The 17,379-nt window shown below is 67.8% G+C and carries 12 protein-coding genes and 1 tRNA gene; 3 read left to right on the plus strand and 10 right to left on the minus strand.

The features are described from left to right. Nucleotides 1–130 precede the first annotated feature (130 nt). Both WV31_RS16345 and WV31_RS16350 read left to right on the plus strand, forming a co-directional pair. Nucleotides 131–1,249, plus strand: a complete 1,119-nt coding sequence (locus WV31_RS16345; protein ID WP_085374567.1) for a radical SAM protein — start codon at nt 131–133, stop codon at nt 1,247–1,249. Beyond that, nucleotides 1,230–1,733: an OmpA family protein gene (locus tag WV31_RS16350; RefSeq protein WP_085374568.1), complete on the plus strand. Its 504-nt coding sequence runs from the start codon at nt 1,230–1,232 to the stop codon at nt 1,731–1,733. Before WV31_RS16345 ends, WV31_RS16350 begins: the two co-directional genes overlap by 20 nt. Here the strand turns inward: WV31_RS16350 and WV31_RS21765 are convergent. From WV31_RS21765 to WV31_RS16390, 9 genes are all read right to left on the minus strand, one after another. After that, nucleotides 1,727–2,203, minus strand: coding sequence for a hypothetical protein (locus WV31_RS21765; protein WP_145980889.1), 477 nt, complete (start codon nt 2,201–2,203; stop codon nt 1,727–1,729). The genes WV31_RS16350 and WV31_RS21765 overlap by 7 nt on opposite strands. Further along, nucleotides 2,197–2,922 (minus strand): hypothetical protein, encoded by a 726-nt coding sequence (locus WV31_RS16355; protein ID WP_085374569.1) that lies wholly within the window; start codon nt 2,920–2,922, stop codon nt 2,197–2,199. Before WV31_RS16355 ends, WV31_RS21765 begins: the two co-directional genes overlap by 7 nt. Nucleotides 2,923–2,924: 2 nt before the next feature. Next, the gene (locus WV31_RS16360; RefSeq protein WP_237051331.1) at nt 2,925–5,135 is read right to left on the minus strand and encodes a methyl-accepting chemotaxis protein; all 2,211 of its coding nucleotides are present in this window, start codon (nt 5,133–5,135) and stop codon (nt 2,925–2,927) included. 441 nt (nt 5,136–5,576) lie between these two features. Continuing rightward, a tRNA-Glu gene (locus WV31_RS16365) sits at nt 5,577–5,652 on the minus strand. 70 nt (nt 5,653–5,722) lie between these two features. After that, nucleotides 5,723–7,498 carry a single-stranded-DNA-specific exonuclease RecJ gene (recJ, locus tag WV31_RS16370; RefSeq protein WP_085374570.1) on the minus strand — a complete coding sequence of 592 codons (1,776 nt, stop codon included), beginning with the start codon at nt 7,496–7,498 and terminating at the stop codon, nt 5,723–5,725. Then, nucleotides 7,495–8,487: a class II fructose-bisphosphatase gene (glpX, locus tag WV31_RS16375; RefSeq protein ID WP_085374571.1), complete on the minus strand. Its 993-nt coding sequence runs from the start codon at nt 8,485–8,487 to the stop codon at nt 7,495–7,497. The genes recJ and glpX overlap by 4 nt, the downstream gene beginning before the upstream one ends. Before the next feature lie 12 nt (nt 8,488–8,499). Next, nucleotides 8,500–9,789: a homoserine dehydrogenase gene (locus WV31_RS16380; protein ID WP_085374572.1), complete on the minus strand. Its 1,290-nt coding sequence runs from the start codon at nt 9,787–9,789 to the stop codon at nt 8,500–8,502. Next, nucleotides 9,786–11,021, minus strand: a complete 1,236-nt coding sequence (locus tag WV31_RS16385; protein WP_085374573.1) for an LL-diaminopimelate aminotransferase — start codon at nt 11,019–11,021, stop codon at nt 9,786–9,788. Before WV31_RS16385 ends, WV31_RS16380 begins: the two co-directional genes overlap by 4 nt. 128 nt (nt 11,022–11,149) lie before the next feature. Next, the gene (locus WV31_RS16390) at nt 11,150–12,283 is read right to left on the minus strand and encodes a hypothetical protein (protein WP_085374574.1); all 1,134 of its coding nucleotides are present in this window, start codon (nt 12,281–12,283) and stop codon (nt 11,150–11,152) included. Nucleotides 12,284–12,500: 217 nt separating this feature from the next. On the opposite strand from WV31_RS16390, the gene WV31_RS16395 reads away from it, so the two are divergent. Then, nucleotides 12,501–14,297, plus strand: coding sequence for a PHA/PHB synthase family protein (locus tag WV31_RS16395; protein ID WP_085374575.1), 1,797 nt, complete (start codon nt 12,501–12,503; stop codon nt 14,295–14,297). A 75-nt stretch (nt 14,298–14,372) separates the two neighbouring features. On the opposite strand, the gene WV31_RS16400 is transcribed toward WV31_RS16395, so the two are convergent. Then, complete coding sequence (locus WV31_RS16400) at nt 14,373–17,321, minus strand: PAS domain-containing protein (RefSeq protein WP_237051332.1); 2,949 nt, start codon at nt 17,319–17,321, stop codon at nt 14,373–14,375. Nucleotides 17,322–17,379: the final 58 nt, after the last annotated feature.

The raw sequence follows: 17,379 nt of genomic DNA on the forward strand, positions 1-17,379 counted from the left end.
AGCACTCTACTTTAGAGCGCTCTAATAAGGCAATCGTGAAAGACCCTATCCCGCATACGCCATTGTACCCTACCGGAGGGCGATATTTCGTGCTTGAATATGTGCGGGAGAGGCCGGTTTCGAGAGTGGGATGGATCGCCGGGACGCCTTGGCCGACACGCTGGAGCGCTTCATCGCCGCCAAGGACAGGCTGGCGGACGAGCATCCGCTGCGCTACCTGTTCTGGGAATCGACGCTGCGCTGCAATCTCGCCTGCCGCCATTGCGGCAGCGACTGCCTGCGCGACAATTCCACCCGCCACCGGGAATTGCCGCCGGAAACCGTCAAGCGGGAGCTGGCGGCCATCGCGCGGGCTTACGATCCCCATGCCATCACCTTCGCCATCATCGGCGGCGAGCCCTTGATCCGTGGCGATATCGAGGAGGTGGGGGCGTTTGCCGCCCATCTCGGCTTCGCCTGGGGGATCACCACCAACGGCATGCTGCTGGACGGGGCGCGGCTGGCCTCGCTCAAGGCGGCGGGGCTTTCGACCCTCTCGGTCAGCCTCGACGGGCTGGAAGCCGACCACGATGCCCTGCGCCAGTTCCCGGGCGCTTTCCGCAAGGTCTCGGGCGCGCTGGAGCTTCTGGTGGCCGATCCCTTCTACGACGCCTTCGACGTCATCTGCTGTGTCAGTTCGCTGAACATCGACCGGCTGGAGCCCTTCGTCGATCATCTCGCCACCCTGGGCGTGCCGCAGGTGCGCTTCACCCCGGTGTTCTCGCGCGGGCGGGCGGGGCGGGGGTCGGGGCTGATGCTGTCGGGGGCGCAATACCGGCAATTGCTGGCCTTCGTCGCCGAGTCCCGCCAGCGGCGGAGCGACATCAAGGTGACGCTGAGCGAGGAAGGCTATTGGGGCCCCAACTGGGAATGCCGGGTGCGCGAAGGCCTGCATTATTGCGGTTCGGGCACGGTGATCGCCTCGATCCTGCATGACGGCGGCGTCACCGGCTGTCCCAGCGTCTCGCGCCGCTTTTCCGAAGGCTCCATCCGCGAAACCCCCTTTCTGGATCTGTGGCAAGGCGGGTTCGGGCGTTTCCGCCGGGGCCGCCGCCACATGGCGCCCGCCGCCTGCGGGGCCTGCGACCACTGGGACCTGTGCGAAGGCGGCGGCTTTCATCTGTTCGACCCCGAGGATTCCCAGGTGCTCCATTGCGGCCTGGAAAAGATCGGCGAAAGGAGAGGGTGTGATGACCGACAGCCGACGTGACTTCCTGCTGCGCTTCGCCGCCACCGCCCTGGCCGCCGCCGGGGCGGGATGCGACTCCCAGGTCGAGGCGGTGGACGAATCCCTGTCGGCGCGCGACCGTCCCCTGGTGGTCTACGGCCCGCCGCCCCGCCATGGGGGTCTGAAGGCTCCGCGCGAGGTCGAGATCAATTTCGCCAGCGGCAGCCTGGAGCTCGACGCCAAGGCCCGGGCCATCCTGGATGAACTGGCCGAGATGCTGCGGCGCGACCTGGATCAGCCGGTCATTCTGGACGGGCATGCGGACCAGCAGGGCAGCCGGGAATACAATCTGGCGGTGAGCGAGCGCCGGCTCACGGTGGTTCAGAACTATCTGATCGAGCGGGCGGGCGGGCCCAGGCGTTTCATCACCCGGGCCTTCGGCCGGGAGCGGCCCAAGGTCGCCGGGACCAGCAAGGCGGCCATGGCCGCCAACCGGCGGGTGGTGATCCGGCTGGAGCCCTATTGAGCGCTGGGGCGATAGGTCCACCAGCCGCCGGGGATATGGGGCGGCGCCGATCCGGTCAGGGCCGTCCACAGGGCGGCGAGCGTGGTGCCCGGGGGAAATTGGCAGCGCCCGGCCTCGCGGTTGCCGAGCTGAACGGCCGCGCCGGTCAGGCAATGGCGCTGGGCATTGGGGGCGTCGGCCGGGCCGCAGGCGGTGACGCCGCCGGAAATCCAGGCCTGTTCCCCGCTGTCCCGGTCGGTCAGGGTCAGGCGCAAGGCGGGCATGCCGGCGCAGGTGAAGCAGATCCCCCATTCCCGCAAGTCCAGCTGGCGCGCACCGTTGGCCGGGGCAAGGCGGATGGTGTTGTCGCCGGCCGGACCGGCACTCAACAGCGTCTCCTCGCCCGTCCGGCAGGCAATATCGCCTCCGGCGAAGGCCGCCGAGGACAGGCCGAAGGCCAGGATCGCGGCGAGTAGGGCGCGGTTCAGCATTTGGGCACGCTGGAATCGACGATCAATTCGACCTCCACCGTTTCGGGGAACAGTCTCCAACCTTCGCCGCCCTCTTCCAGGGTGATGCGGGCCTTCTCTCCCTGGGGAACGAAGCGGAAGGCCCCGGTTTCCTCGGCCAGCGGCTCGACGGGCAGGGGCTGCCAGTCCTTGGCGGGGTAGGCGAGGAAGGCGGCCGCCGTCACCTGCCAGCGGCGGCCGGTGGGCAGCGGCAGGGCCATGCGCAGGATGGTTTCCCGTCCACCTCGGGCGTACCCCCGGTAGGGACTCCGCTCCACATTCACGATCCAGGGGCCGGGCGGCGGCGGCGGGGGCTCGACGATCACGATGTAGGGGACCAGGCTGCGATATCCGTCGGCGAAGACGTAGTGCAGGTCGAGCATGCTTTGTCCGCCCTCCGCCGCCGAGAAATGTAAGGTGAGGCCGCCTTCCTCCCGGGGGATGGCTTTCCAGCTTACCGGGCCGCGGGTTTCCTGGGTGGGGGGCAATTCCCAGCGGTCGCCCTTGGACAGCAGGCCCAGGTTCAGGAAAGCCGGCCATCCCGCCCGCATGTGGCCCACCGGGCTGGTCAAGGCATTGCGGCCATCGGGCATGAAGACCCGGCCCCTGGCGACGTCAACCGGTCCCGATGAGCAGGCCGAAGCCGGAACGGCGCCGGCCAGCAGAAGCAGGGCGGCACCGGCGACGGCGAGGCGCCGCACGGCTAGACCGCGTAGCCCATGCGCAAGGCGCCCCAATGGCGGCCCCGGATCATGATGGGTGACGACACGTCGATCATCAGCACGCTCTTGTCGCCCATCTGCCGCCGATAGGTCTGGACCAGGGACGGCTTGTCCGTATTGCGGGCGGCGGCCAGTCCGGTGGGATCGGTGAACATGCGGCGGTTGCGGCAATTGGCGTCGTTCCACACCGGGTCGCTTCCCTGGGCTTGAGAGAACTTGGCGTTGTGGGTGGGAAGGTAGCCGTTGCGGTCCACGCCGACACAGAACACCGCCTTGGGGAACTGGGTCAGGGCCTTTTCCTGAATCTCCGGGAACAGGCGGTCGGTCAACTCGGTGAAGCGGGTGGTCACCTGCTGCGGCTTGGTGCCGGGGATGGGCTGGTAGGCCTCGTCGAACAGCTGGTCGTATTCGATCTCGCCCCTGCGCACCGCTTCTTCCAGGCGCTGAGCCAAGGTGGCGGCGCCGTCGCGCACATACTCGGCGTAGACCAGATCGTCGGAGTGGGAGTACTGCTCCTCGTCCTTGATGGCGGCCAGGAAGGAATCCACCTCGTGGTGGAGCGAATCGGCCTTGGCCGCCAGCTGGCGGGCGGAATCCAGCACGTCGGTGGCGATGCGGCCGCTGGACGAGGTGGCGGCGCTCACCGACTGGATGGAATCGGTGACGGTCAGCGCGCCCACGGCGGCCTGCTGGACGTTGCGGGCGATTTCCTGGGTGGCGGCGTCTTGCTGGTCCACCGCCTGGGCGATCTCGGCGGCGATGGCGTCGATCTCGGTGATGGTGCCGCTGATATGGGCGATGGCCTCCACCGCCGAATTGGTGCGGCTCTGCACCACGGCGATCTGGCTGGCGATCTCGTCGGTGGCCCTGGCGGTCTGGCTGGCCAGGGTCTTGACCTCGCCCGCCACGACAGCAAAGCCTTTTCCGGCCTCGCCCGCCCTTGCCGCCTCGATGGTGGCGTTAAGCGCCAGCAGGTTGGTCTGGGCGGCGATGGAGTTGATCAGGTCCACCACCTCGCCGATGCGGCTGGCCGCTTCGGCCAGGCCGCGCACGATGTCGTTGGCTTGCTCGGATTCCTGGGCGGCGGTGCGCGCCATGGCGCTGGAATGGCTGACCCGGCGGCCGATCTCCTTGATGGAGGCCGACAGTTCCTCGGCTCCGGCCGCCACCGAATTGACGTTGTCGGACGCCTGGGCGGCGGCGTTGGACACCGCTTCGGACTGATGCTTCACCGTCTCGGAGGTGTCGGCCATCTCGCCGGCGGTCTTTTGCATGTGGCCGCTGGCGGCGACTACCGCCTCCAGGGTGCCGGTGACGCTGGCCTCGAAACGGGCGGCGTGCTGTTCCAGCGAGATGCGGCGCTGCTCCTTGGCCTCCTGGTCGGCCCGCTGGGCCTGCTCCAACTCGTGGGCGCGGCGCTTGTTGGCCTTGAACACCTCGACGGCGGCGGCCATCTCGGCGATCTCGTCCTTCCGGTCGAGGAAGGGGACGGGAACCTCCAGGTCGTCGCCGGCCAGCCGGCCCATCACCTGGGTGATCTCGGTCACCGGTCCGGCGATCATGCGGCCCATGGCGAAGGTGGCCAGCGCCCCGACCAGCAGGAAGATGGCCAGCACCAGGGCGTAATCCACCTCGGTGGCGGCGGCCAGGGCCAAGGTGTCGCGGTAGTCTTCGGCGGCGCGGGTAGCGGCCTTGGTGGTCAGTCCCTGCAACTCGGCGCGCAGGCCGTCATACTCGAGTTCGGTGGCGCCCATCATGGACAGCGCGGTGATGTGGTCGCTGTCGTACATGCCCAGAACGTCGCCGGCCGCCAGGACGTAATCCTTGACCCGCTTGGCCATGGCCGGATCGGCCGACATGGCCTTGAGCAGGGCGTTGGCCTTGTCGCTGAAGGCCTTGACGTCGGCGTTCAGCTGCTTGTCCAGTTGGACGATCTTGTCCTTGTCCTCCTTGGCCGCCTTCCATCCCAGGATGCGGTAGAGGTTGGATTCGATGGTGGCCGCCATGCCGTCCAGTTCGGCGGCGGCGCGGCTGTTGGCGAACGAGGTGTTGACCATGCTGTCCATGGCCGCGTTCTGCCGCGCCATGGCGAAGTGGAAAACCACGCCCAGAACCAGCATCGATATGATCAGGATGGCCGGTGCGACGAACACCTTGATGAGAATCCGGGTGTTGGCGATCATCGCGAGCATACGTGTCCCTCCCAGGGCATTGACCATGTTGCCCTCTTCTCTTGCGGAAGGCCGCGTTCGAACGCGTTGGGGCAACCAGGATGATTTATGGCGAGCCTACATCTTTCACCCGATCACCGCCATAGCGCCGCGTCATTGGGGATGCCGATAACCGGCCTCTCCAAACTTTATCCGGCCCCGTGGTCCGGATGGGGGTCGCACGGCATCCAGTTCGGAAGGTGGCAACGCATTCCGGGGTGAAAGTGTCGATTTTCAGAAATTTGCGGGGCACATCACTTCGCCCAGGGCTCTTACTTACAGCGGGATGAAAGTTCCACGGCAGGTCAGGGCTCCCCTGGCTAACAGCGGGGCGGACAGCAAGTTTTGCGCGTGTGGTGAAATGAATTTCCACCCACCCGCTAACAATCCGACTTCTTATGGGAAATATCGGGCCTGAGAGAGTGGCGTCCCCTACGGGATTCGAACCCGTGTCGCCGCCGTGAAAGGGCGGTGTCCTAGGCCTCTAGACGAAGGGGACGTCGAGGCGCGAGGGCGACTTGATAGCCGCCCTTGGGGGGGAAATCAAGGCATAAAGCTGGAAAAATGCATCAGCGGGCGATTGCCGCGTCATCGACGATCAATTGGACCGAGGAATTGCCCTGCCAGGTATCGACGCGGAGCGTTCCGGCCAGGTGGAAGGCGGCGCCGGCCGAGGACAGCAGGGCGTGACCCATCTCGGAATCGGCGGCGCGGAAGGCGATGGCTTTCAGGCGCTTGCCGCCGGCGCCCGCCAGCATCAGGCGCACATGGCCCGAGCCCACCACGTCGGCCTTGGCGATACGGGCGCCCGAGATGGCGAAGCGCGGTTCCGGGTTGCCCGAGCCGAAGGGACCGACTTGCGCCAGGGTCTCCACCAGTTCGATGCCCGCCGCGCCGGCGTCGAGTGCGCCGTCCAGTTCGAGGAGTGGCACCAGATCGCCTTCCAGCTGGGCCTGCAGGCGTTCGGCCAGGAAGTCGGACAGGGCGCCCAGCTTGTCGCGGGCCACGGTGAAGCCGGCGGCCATGGCGTGGCCGCCGCCGGCCAGCAACAGGCCCGCCTGGCGCGCCGCGATGATGGCCGAGCCCAGATCCAGGCCCGGTACCGAGCGGCCCGAGCCCTTGCCGCGGTCGCCTTCCAGGGCGACGACGCAGGCGACGCGGCCGTAGCGTTCCTTGAGCCGCCCGGCGACGATGCCGATGACACCCGGATGCCAGTTCTCGCCCGCCGCGACCAAAAGGGGGCGGCCGTCGTCGGGGCGGCCTTCCACCTGCTCGATGGCGTCGAGAAGCACGGCGGCCTCGATCTCCTGGCGGTCCTTGTTGTAGCCGTCCAGCCGGCGGGCGATCTCGGCGGCCTCGGCCGGGTCGTCGGTGGACATCAGCCGGGTGCCCAGCTCGGCCTCGCCCACCCGGCCGCCGGCATTGACCCGCGGCCCCAGGACGTAGCCCAGGGTGTAGGAATCCGGGCGCTCCTTGACCCCGGCCACGTCGGCCAGGGCGGCGAGGCCCACATTGCCGCGCCTGGCCATCACTTTCAGCCCCTGCACCACCAAAGCGCGGTTGACCCCCACCAGGGGCACCACGTCGCAGACGGTGCCCAGCGCCACCAGATCGAGCCAGCGCATCAGATCGGGGGTGGGGCGGCTGGCGTACCAACCGGCCTGCTTCAGGCCGCGGTTGAGCCCCACCGCCAGCAGGAAGGCGACGCCCACGGCGGCCATGTGGCCGTGGGGGCTGGTCTCGTCCAGGCGGTTGGGGTTGATCACCGCCAGGGCGGCGGGTAGCGCCGCCTCGCCCACATGGTGGTCGACGACGATCATGTCGAGGCCGGCCTGGGTGGCGGCTTCCAGGGCGTCGAAGGCGGTGGTGCCGCAATCCACGGTGACCACCACGCCGACCCCTTCGTCCTTGAGGCGCAGCAAAGCGGGCGCGTTGGGGCCGTAGCCTTCCCTGATGCGGTCGGGGATATAGACCCGCGCCCGGGCGCCCATGCCGTCCAGCGCGTTCTTCAGCAGCGCCGACGAGGTGGCGCCGTCCACGTCGTAATCGCCGAAGATGCCGATGGTCTCGGCCCCGGTCACCGCCCGGACCAGCCGCTCCACCGCCTGATCCATGCCCTTCAGATGGGCGGGATCGGGCAAAAGGTCCTTGAGCGTCGGGTTGAGGAAGATTTCAGCCTCGTCCAGGCCCACGCCACGCGACGCCAGGACGCGGCCCACCAGTTCCGGCAGGCCGAGGCGCTGGGACAGCGCCAGGGCGAGGCGCTCGTCGCCGGACCGCGCCAGCCAGCGCCGCCCGGACAGCGAGCGCTCCACCCCCAGGAAGGCGGGCTGGCTGTGGCTCATGCGGGCAGATGGCTTCGGTTGAGGTCGTGCTGGACGCTTAAGTAGCGGATGGTGCCGGTGGCCGAGCGCATGACCAGGGAATGGCTTTCCGCCCGGTTGCCGGGGAACAGGCGGGCCCCTTTCAGCACATGGCCGTCGGTGATGCCGGTGGCGGCGAACATCACTTCGCCCCTCACCATGTCGTCGATGTTCCACTTGCGCCGCGTGTCGGCGATGCCGACCCGGCGGGCGGCGGCGTGGTCGGCTTCCGAGCGGCACAGCAGGCGGGTCTGCATCTGGGCGCCCAGGCATTTCAGCCCGGCGGCGGCCAGCACGCCCTGGGCCGCCCCGCCCGATCCCATGTAGACGTCGACGCCCGAGCCGGGCAGGCCGGCGGCCAGCGCGCCCGACACGTCGCCGTCGTCGAACAGGGTGACCCGCACGCCGGCGGCGTAGAGGCGCTCGATCAATTCGCCGTGGCGGGGACGGTCGAGAACGCTGACGGTCAGTTCCGAGATGGCGAGGCCCTTGGCCTCGGCCAGCCGCGACAGGTTCTCTTCCGGTGTGGCGTCCAGGTCCAGCAGGCCGGCGGGCAGGCCGGCGCCGATGACGATCTTTTCCATGTAGGAGTGCTGCGGCACCTTGAGGAAGCTGCCTTCCTCGGTCATGGCCACCACGGACAGCGCGTTGTGGGCGCCGCGCGCGCAGATGGAGCGGCCCTCCAGCGCGGTCAGCACGATATCGACCTTGGGGCCCTTGCCGGTGCCCACCTTCTCGCCGGTGTGCAGCGGCTGGTTGGAATCGTCGCCCTCGCCGTTGACGATGACGCCCTCCATGGCCAGGCCGTTGAGCGCATGCTGCATGGCCGAGCAGGCGGCCTGATCGGCGGCGCGCTCGTCGCCGCGTCCGGTCTGGCGGGCGGCGGCCAGCGCGCTGGCCTCGGTGACGCGCACGACCTCCAGCGCCAGATTACGGTCGAGAACGGGCAGGGTGGCGGAATAGATGGACATGGCCCAAAGCCTTTACAGGGACTCGATGCGGATCAGCTGCAGGTCGGTGACCGAGACCAGCGCCCGGATGCGATCCACGGCGCGCAGCATGGAGGCTTCGTCTGTTTCGTGCACGGTCATCACCACGGGGACCACCTCGGACGGCGCGCGGCCGCGCTGGATGATCTGCTCCATGGAAACCTTCTCGGCCTTCAGCGCGGCGGCCACGTCGGCGAACACGCCGGGCTCGTCCCTGACCATCAGGCGGATGTAATAGGCGCTGCGATGCGCCCCGGCCGGCGCGGCCGCGCGGGGCTTCAGCGCATCGACCGCAAGGCCGAAGGTGGGCATGACCCGGCCGGTGGCCAGGTCCATCAGGTCGGCGACCACGGCCGACGCGGTGGGCCGCGCGCCGGCGCCCCGGCCTTCCAGCACGGTGCGGCCGACGAAGTCGCCTTCGGTGACGATGGCGTTGAAGGGGCCGCTCACATGGGCCAGCGGGAAGCTGAGCGGCACCATGGCGGGATAGACGCGGGTCTCGACGCCCTTGTCCGACGACGAGGCGACGCCCAAGAGCTTGATGCGGTAGCCAAGCTCGTCGGCATAGCGGATGTCGAGCGCCGAAACGTTGCGGATGCCCTCGCACGACACGGCGTCGATGTTGACCGGCATGGCGAAGGCGAGGCTGGCCAGGATGGCCAGCTTGTGGGCGGTGTCGGTGCCGTCGATATCGAAGCTGGGGTCGGCCTCGGCATAGCCCAGCGCCTGGGCCTCGGCCAGCACGTCGGAAAAGTCGCGCCCCGAATCGCGCATGGTGGTGAGGATGTAGTTGCAGGTGCCGTTGAGGATGCCCATCACCTTAGTGACGCGGTTGCCGGCCAGGCCCTCGCGCAGGGACTTGATGACGGGGATGCCGCCGCCGACGCTGGCTTCGAAGCCGATATTGCCGCCCTTGGCCTCGGCCAGGCGGGCCAGCTCGATTCCGTGGTGGGCGATCATGGCCTTGTTGGCGGTGACCACGCTCTTGCCCCGCTCCAGCGCCGTCTTGACCACGTCGAGCGCGATGCCCTTGGCGCCGCCGATCAGTTCGACCAGCACGTCGTAGTCACAAGTCTTGGCCATGTCGCGGGCGTCGGCGAAGAAGGTCACCCCGTCCAGCGGCAGCCCGGCGGGCTTCTCCAGGGCGGCGGCGCCCACCAGGGCCAACGGGCGCCCGGCGCGGGCGGCCAGCACTTCGGCCTGATCGTGCAGCAGTTGCACGGTGCCGCCGCCGACGGTGCCCAGGCCGGCGATGGCGATCTTGAGGGGATTGGCTTTGGTCATCGTTGGGGTCCTGCCATGCGCTGTTTTTCGGAAGCCTCGAGCACCTGTCCGGTGTTGCCGAGGAAGGTCTTGATGTTGCGCACCGCCTGACGGGTGCGCTGGACGTTTTCCACCAATCCGATGCGGACGTGGGAATCGCCGTATTCGCCGAAGCCGATGCCCGGCGCCACCGCCACCTGGGCCTCGCGCATCAGGAGCTTGGAGAATTCCAGCGATCCCAGATGGGCGAAGGCCTTGGGGATGGGGGCCCAGGCGAACATGGTGGCCGGCGGGCTGGGGATGTCCCAGCCGGCGGCGGCGAGGCCCTCGATCAGCGCGTCGCGGCGGCCCTTGTACAGCGCGCGGATCTCGTCGACGCAATCCTGCGGGCCGTTCAGCGCCGCCGTGGCCGCCACCTGGATGGGGGTGAAGGCGCCGTAATCGAGATAGCTCTTGATGCGCCCCAGGGCGGCGATCAGCGTCTTGTTGCCCGCCGCGAAACCGATGCGCCAGCCCGGCATGTTGTAGGTCTTGCTCATGGAGGTGAACTCGACCGCGATGTCCTTGGCGCCGGGAATCTGCAGGATCGAGGGCGGGGGCGCCACGTCGAAATAGATTTCCGAATAGGCCAGGTCCGACAGGATCCAGATGCCGTGATGGCGGCAGAACTCCACCACCTGGCCGTAGAAGTCGAGATCGGCCAGCAGCGCGGTGGGATTGCTGGGATAGTTCAGCACCAGGGCGATGGGCTTGGGCACCGAATGGCGCACGGCGCGGTCCAGGGCCTTCAGGAATTCGGCGTCGGGGGTCACCGGCACGAAGCGGCACGACCCGCCGGCGATGATGAAGCCGTAAGGGTGGATGGGATAGCTGGGATTGGGCACCAGCACGATGTCGCCGGGGCTGGTGATGGCGTTGGCCAGATTGGCCAGCCCCTCCTTGGAGCCCAGGGTCACGATGCACTCGGCCTCGGGGTCGATGTCCACGGCGAAGCGGCGCTGGTAATAGGCCGACAGCGCCTTCCTGAGGCCCGGAATGCCGCGGCTCATGGAATAGCGGTGGGCGCGGGGATTGCGGGCGGCCTCCACCAGCTTGTCGACGATGTGGGGCGGCGTCGGCTGATCGGGATTGCCCATGCCGAAATCGATGATGTCCTCGCCGGCGGCCCGGGCGCGGGCCTTCATGGCGTTCACTTCGGCGAACACATAGGGCGGAAGACGCTTGATCCGATGGAAGTCGTGCTGGCTGCTCATGGGCCGAACCTAATCTGCTGCGAGGCCCCCCTCGACGGGGACCCTAATGCCGCAGCGGTTAAGAATCGATGGCTATTTGAACGGACCCAGGCATGCAAGCCTGCAATCCGTTCAAGTCAGCCGGGCCATCAATATTCGATGGAAACCTTGGCGCCGCTGTCGTCGAAGGCCGACGGCGGCATGGGATCGGCGGCCACCATGATCTTGCGGGCCGGCACGCCCAGCGCGGTCAGCGACTTGGCCACCGCCCTGGCGCGGCCCATGGCGACGGAGGCGTCGTCCTGGCCGACGAAGGACACGGCGCCCGGCGAGGGATAGCCGACGATGCGGACCACGCCGCCCGTCTGCTTCTGCAAGGACGCCACTTCGCGCAGCTGGGCGCCGTCGGCGGCGGTGAGCCCGCCCGAGGGGCCGAACTGCAGCGAGGCCACCTCGAACTGGGCGGCGGGCCCCTTGGGGGCCACCATGCCCTTGGCGCCGCGCAGACCCTTGGGCGGCGTCAGGTTGACGCCCCGCTCGCCGGTATCGGCGGCGAAGGAAGGCGAGCGGCTCATGCCCACCGGCGGCTGGGCCGGCACGGCGTAGGTATGGGCCGGCTGGTTGTAGGACGCCTGGGTGCGGGGCGCCGGAACCCCGGTGAAGGGATCGCCCTTGTTGGTGGCCACGGCGGATTCGGCCAGACGCTTCTGGAAGTGCTCGGCCAGCAGGCCGCGCCGCGTCGGCACGGAATCGGGAATCTCGGCGCGGGCCGGCGGGCCGCCCGGCGCGGTGCGGGGCGGCGCGCTGGGGCCCTCGTCGCGGGCGGCCTGCATGCGGCGGTCCAGCGACGGCTGGTAGGAGCCCTTGCCCGACGCATCCTGAGCCTGAGCCTGAGCCTGAGCCGGCGCGGGGGCTTCGGCCACCTGGGTCTGGGCGGGCTGGGTCTTCTTGGCCAGCTGCTTGGTGGGGGCGGGCTCGCGCCGCACCGATTCGGCGTACTTGGCGTTGCTCTTGTCGCCGGCCAGGCCCTTGCCCGACGGGGAGGTCTTGGTCCCGGCCTCGTTGACGTTGGGGAACGAGCCTTCGGGCCGGCGGGGGGCGGCCACCACAGGGGGCTCGTCGCCTTCAAACACGCCGGCGACGCCCTTGTACCACTCGACGGGATTAAGAGCGTCGGGAACGTACGAGCAGCCGGCGATCAGAGCGGCGATGGCGACGCTCCGGCCCACGGCCAGGGTGCGGCGCTCGTGACGACGGCGCCAAGCCTCGATGCAATCGAACATGGACGAACTGCTGCCCCCGGTATCGAGAAACTATTTTTGTCTGGACCGATTTTTACGGCAAGTTCACGTTTATCAGGCCATGGTTCGAAAGTATATAGGTCTATGGAACGGGCGGAAAGGATGGGCGTGCATCCGCCGGACCGCCGGGCGACGGGACAAGGCTCCGATTGCCGTGTATGGTTGCACTCTGGATGCACCGTAGATTAAGGGGAAGCTGATGGCTGAGCAGACGGGCGCCGATTCCAAGATGATCGATCCGGCGGAACTCTCCAAGGCGATGACCAACATCGCCGAACGGTCCCAGCGCATCGTGACCGACTTTCTCACCCGTCAGGCGGCGGATCCTTCTGCGGCCACGGCCGATCCGCTGAACATCGGCAACGCCTTCATGGAGATGACGGCCAAGCTGATGAGCGACCCGGCCAAGCTGGTCGAGGCCAATCTCAACCTGTGGCAGGACTACATGTCGCTGTGGCAGAACACGGCGCGCCGCATGCTGGGCGAGGAAACCCAGCCGGTGGTGGCTCCCGATTCCGGCGACCGCCGCTTCAAGGACGAGATGTGGCAGGAGAATGAAATCTTCGACTTCATCAAGCAGTCCTACCTGCTGTCGGCCCGCTGGATGCAGGGCATGGTGAAGAACGTCGAGGGCCTGGACGACCACACCGCCAAGAAGGTGGACTTCTATACCCGCCAGTTCGTGGACGCCATGGCGCCCAGCAATTTCGTGCTGACCAACCCGGAGGTGCTGCGCGCCACCGTGGAAAGCCGGGGCGAGAACCTGCTGAAGGGCCTGAACAACCTGCTGGACGATCTCGAGCGCGGCAAGGGCAACCTGGCCATCAAGATGACCGATTACGACGCCTTCAAGGTGGGCGACAACATCGCCGTCACCCCCGGCAAGGTGGTGTTCCAGACCGACCTGATGCAGCTGATCCAGTACGACCCCACCACGGAACAGGTGCTGGAAAAGCCGCTGCTGATCCTGCCGCCGTGGATCAACAAGTTCTACATCCTGGACCTGCGGCCCAAGAACTCGCTGATCAAGTGGGCGGTGGACCAGGGGCACACGGTGTTCGTCATCTCCTGGGTCAACCCGGACGAGAAGCTGGCCCACAAGGGCTTCGGCGACTACATGCTGGAAGGTCCGCTGGCCGCCATCGACGCCATCGAGAAGGCCACCGGCTCCAAACAGGTCAACGCCGCCGGCTACTGCCTGGGCGGCACGCTGCTGGCCTGCACCCTGGCCTATCTCGCCGCCAAGGGCGAGGACCGCATCGCCTCGGCCACCTTCTTCACCACCATGACCGACTTCAAGGAGCCGGGCGAGCTGGGGGTGTTCATCGACGAGGAGCAACTGTCGGCCCTGGAAACCCGCATGAACCAGGCGGGCTACCTGGACGGCCGCGACATGGCCACCACCTTCAACATGATGCGCGCCAACGACCTGATCTGGTCGTTCGTGGTCAACAACTACCTGCTGGGCAAGGATCCGTTCCCGTTCGACCTGTTGTACTGGAACTCGGATTCCACCCGCATGCCGGCGGCCATGCACAGCTTCTACCTGCGCAAGATGTATCAGGAAAACAGGCTGATCGAGCCGGGCGGCATCGAGCTCAACGGGGTCAAGATCGATCTCGGCAACATCAAGACCCCCATCTACATGCTGTCCACCCGCGAGGACCACATCGCGCCGTGGCAGAGCACCTACGCGCTCACCCAGCATGTGTCCGGTCCCATCAAGTTCGTGCTGTCGGCCTCGGGCCACATCGCCGGCGTGGTCAATCCGCCGGCCGCCAACAAGTACTGCTACTGGACCAACGCCAAGAAGCCCAAGAACCCCGAAGTCTGGCTGGCGGGCGCCACCCAGGTGGACGGCTCGTGGTGGACCGACTGGCAGAAGTGGGTCGAGAAGTTCGCCGGCAAGCAGGTTCCCGCCCGCGTGCCGGGCTCGGGCAAGCTCAAGGCCATCGAGGCCGCTCCGGGCTCCTATGTCCGGGTCAAGGCGGTGTAGTTCCTTATATCCGACCGGTCGGTCGAGAAAGGCGGCTCCTGCGGGGGCCGCCTTTTTTCTTGGCTTGCCGCCGGTTCAGGTTCCGAGGGCGGGCAGCGAAACGGTGAAGGTGCTGCCTTCCCCGGCGGTGGACTCCACCCGGATGGAGCCGCCATGGCGCTCGACGATCTTGCGGCACACCGCCAGGCCGATGCCGGTGCCCTCGAACTGCCCGCGGCCGTGCAGGCGCTGGAAGATCATGAAGATGCGCTCGAAATATTCGGGCTCGATGCCGATGCCGTTGTCGCGGATGGCGATGTCCCAGACGTCGCCCGCCCGCGTGGCCGTCAGGGTCACCACCGGCTGCCGGTCGGCGGCCCGGTATTTCAGCGCGTTGCCGATCAGGTTCTGGAACAGGCGGACGAGTTCCATGCGGTTGCCGTGGGCGGTGGGCATGGGGGTGGCGCTGGTCACCGCGGCGCCGCTTTCGGCGATGGTGGCCGACAGGTTGGCCAGGGCGTCGGCGATGACCTCGCCCAGGTCCAGGTCCTCCATCTCGCGGTCCGCATGGCCGATGCGCGAGTAGTCCAGCAGGTCGCGGATCAGGGCGTCCATGCGCCGGGCGCCGTCCACGGCGAAATGCAGGGATTCGGCGGTGATCTCGTCCAGCTTGTCCTTCAGCTGGCGTTGCAGCAACTGCAGGTGCCCGGTGATGGCCCGCAGCGGCTCGCGCAGATCGTGTGAGGCCACATAGGCGAACTGCTCCAGCTCGGCGTTGGAGCGCGCCAGGTCGGCCAGGGCCTTTTCCACCGTCTTCTGGGCATTGCGCTGCAAGGTGACATCGCGGGAGAACACCGCGACCCGGCGGATGCCGCCGTCCGCATCGCTGATGGGGTAGACGCGGTTGTCGAGGATGGTGCCGTCCCGTTCGTCATGGGTGTGAAGGGGCGTCCTGTCGTCCAGCACTTGGCCGAACTGAGCGCGGCGGGCTTCGGCCAGGGCGGGCGGCAGCCAGTCGAAGAAGTTGGTTCCCGCCATGGCCGCCGGCGTGCTGGCGAAACGGGCGGCCAGCGCCTCGTTGGCCGCCAGGATGCGTCCCTGGGGGTCGAGCAGCAGGGCGCCGTCGATGGTGGCGTTGAGCAGGGTCTTGGACAGTTCCTCGCTGTCCCTCAGGGTCTGCTCGATCTGCTTGCGCCTGATGATGCCGGCCAGGGTGTCGGCGACCATCTTCAAAAAGCGCTCCTCTTCCGCCTGCTGCTGGTGGCCATGGCCCACATAGGTGTTGAGCACGCCGAGCAGGTCGTTGCCGTTCATGATGGGGACGCAGTAATGGCCATGCTCGTGCATGTCCGCTACCTGGGTGTGGTGGCGTTCGTCCACATGGGCGGCGAAGACCACCTCGCGCCGTTCGGCGGCGGTGCCGCACAGGCATTGACCGAGGTTGATGGTCGCGCAGCTGCGGATGATGCCCTGCGACAGATTGTGCTCGGCCGCCAGCCGCAGGGTCTGGCCTCCGGGCTCGCTGAGGAAGATGCTGCCCCGTTCCTCCAGGTTGAGCCAGGGCAGGTTGAGGATTTCCACCAGGGAATCATGGAGGATGTCGCCCAGCGGCCGGTCCTCGAGGGAATGGCGGAGCATGGCGCCCAGCGCGGTGGTCACCGCCAGATTGCGGGCGGCCTCGGTCTCGGCCCGAACGCGTCGGGCGATGTCGCGGAACAGGGTGACCGCGCCGGTGATGCGGCCGTTCTGGATGATGGGGGCGCTGGTGAACTCCACCGGAATGGGGGTGCCGTCGCGCCGCCAGTGGACGTCGCGGGGAATGTGGCGGGTGTTGCCGTCGTGCAGGGTCTGCCACACCGGGCAGGCGACCGCGGGGAATTCGCTGCCGTCCGCCCGGTGATGGTGGACCTCTTCATGCAGGTTGAGGCCGATTCCCTCGTTCTCGCCCCAGCCCAGCATGCGCCGCGCCGTCTGGTTGATGAAGGTGATCCGTCCTTCGGTGTCGACACCGCAGATCCCTTCGCCGGCCGAGCCGAGGATCAGCTCCAGGCGCCGGCGGGCCTCCTCGGTCTGGGCATGGGCGTCCTCGATGGCCAGGGCGGTGCGGTGACGGTTGTGCCAGCCGCGCAGGAACAATGCCGCCATGGCCAGGCTCAGCAGTGAAAAGGCGGCTGCCAGCGCCGTCAGAATGCGGATCTGCCGGTTCCAGTCGGCGAGATAATCCTCCTCGGCCAAGCCGACGACGATCCACAGGGGCAGTTCGCCCACCCGGTTGACGTGGACGCTGCGCTTGATGTTGTCGATGCCGGAATGGGCGTGGTAGGCCGCCCTGTCCGCCCGGGATTCGATCACGGCGCGCAGTTCCGGCGATGGCTTGGGCGCCTTGGCCACCACGCCGCCGGGGCCGTCCAGGTCCGGGGTGCGGGCCAGGGCCGACGGCCCGTCATCCCACAGGCTGACCACGCCGTTGGGGCCGACATTGATGCTGCCGAAGCTCTGGGTCAGGCGATCCAGCGGCACCGCCACATGCACGTCCCCGGCGAAGGATCCGTCCGGGTGGTCGAGGCGGCGGCTCAGCGTGATGATCCAGGTCTGGGCGGCGCGGCCCAGCACCGGCTTGGAGATCACCAGCCCGGCATTGGGATCGTCCCGCATCCTGATGAATTGTGGCCGGTCGGCGATGCTGGCCTGGGCCACCTTGATGCCGGTCACCCCGTGGCGGATGATCCCGGCCTCGTCCACCACCCGCAGGCCCAGCGCCTCGGGGAGGCGGGAATCGTGGCGGCGCAGGACCTCTTCCAACTGGGCGGCATCGATGCCGCCGGCCCGTTCCTGGCGGGCGATCTCGTCGGCCACCGCCAGAAGGGTGATGTCGATCTTGGTGATGGTGCCCAGCAGGCCGGCCCGCAGCACGGTGGACAGGTTCTCGACCAGTTGGTCGGCCTCTTTCCTGTGCCGTTGCTGCCCGACATTGACGATGATTGCGATGGCGGCGGCGATGATGAGGTTGAGCGCCAGGAGCGCCGCAAGCAGGCGAAAGGCCATCTTCCGTGTCTGCAACACGATCTCGCCGGGCGATTTGTGCCCGGCATCGTGAACGTCA

The sequence above is a fragment of the Magnetospirillum sp. ME-1 genome (genome assembly GCF_002105535.1).
In the GTDB taxonomy this organism is placed as follows: Bacteria; Pseudomonadota; Alphaproteobacteria; order Rhodospirillales; family Magnetospirillaceae; genus Phaeospirillum.

Excerpts from the sequence above, each read along its gene's own strand:
- WV31_RS16395 (WP_085374575.1), top strand. The coding sequence starts at position 12,501 with ATGGCTGAGCAGACGGGCGCCGATTCCAAGATGATCGATCCGGCGGAA.
- WV31_RS16385 (WP_085374573.1), bottom strand. The coding sequence starts at position 11,021 with ATGAGCAGCCAGCACGACTTCCATCGGATCAAGCGTCTTCCGCCCTAT.
- glpX (WP_085374571.1), bottom strand. The coding sequence starts at position 8,487 with ATGTCCATCTATTCCGCCACCCTGCCCGTTCTCGACCGTAATCTGGCG.
- recJ (WP_085374570.1), bottom strand. The coding sequence starts at position 7,498 with ATGAGCCACAGCCAGCCCGCCTTCCTGGGGGTGGAGCGCTCGCTGTCC.
- WV31_RS16400 (WP_237051332.1), bottom strand. The coding sequence starts at position 17,321 with ATGGCCTTTCGCCTGCTTGCGGCGCTCCTGGCGCTCAACCTCATCATC.
- WV31_RS21765 (WP_145980889.1), bottom strand. The coding sequence starts at position 2,203 with ATGCTGAACCGCGCCCTACTCGCCGCGATCCTGGCCTTCGGCCTGTCC.
- WV31_RS16380 (WP_085374572.1), bottom strand. The coding sequence starts at position 9,789 with ATGACCAAAGCCAATCCCCTCAAGATCGCCATCGCCGGCCTGGGCACC.
- WV31_RS16345 (WP_085374567.1), top strand. The coding sequence starts at position 131 with ATGGATCGCCGGGACGCCTTGGCCGACACGCTGGAGCGCTTCATCGCC.
- WV31_RS16390 (WP_085374574.1), bottom strand. The coding sequence starts at position 12,283 with ATGTTCGATTGCATCGAGGCTTGGCGCCGTCGTCACGAGCGCCGCACC.
- WV31_RS16350 (WP_085374568.1), top strand. The coding sequence starts at position 1,230 with ATGACCGACAGCCGACGTGACTTCCTGCTGCGCTTCGCCGCCACCGCC.
- WV31_RS16360 (WP_237051331.1), bottom strand. The coding sequence starts at position 5,135 with ATGCTCGCGATGATCGCCAACACCCGGATTCTCATCAAGGTGTTCGTC.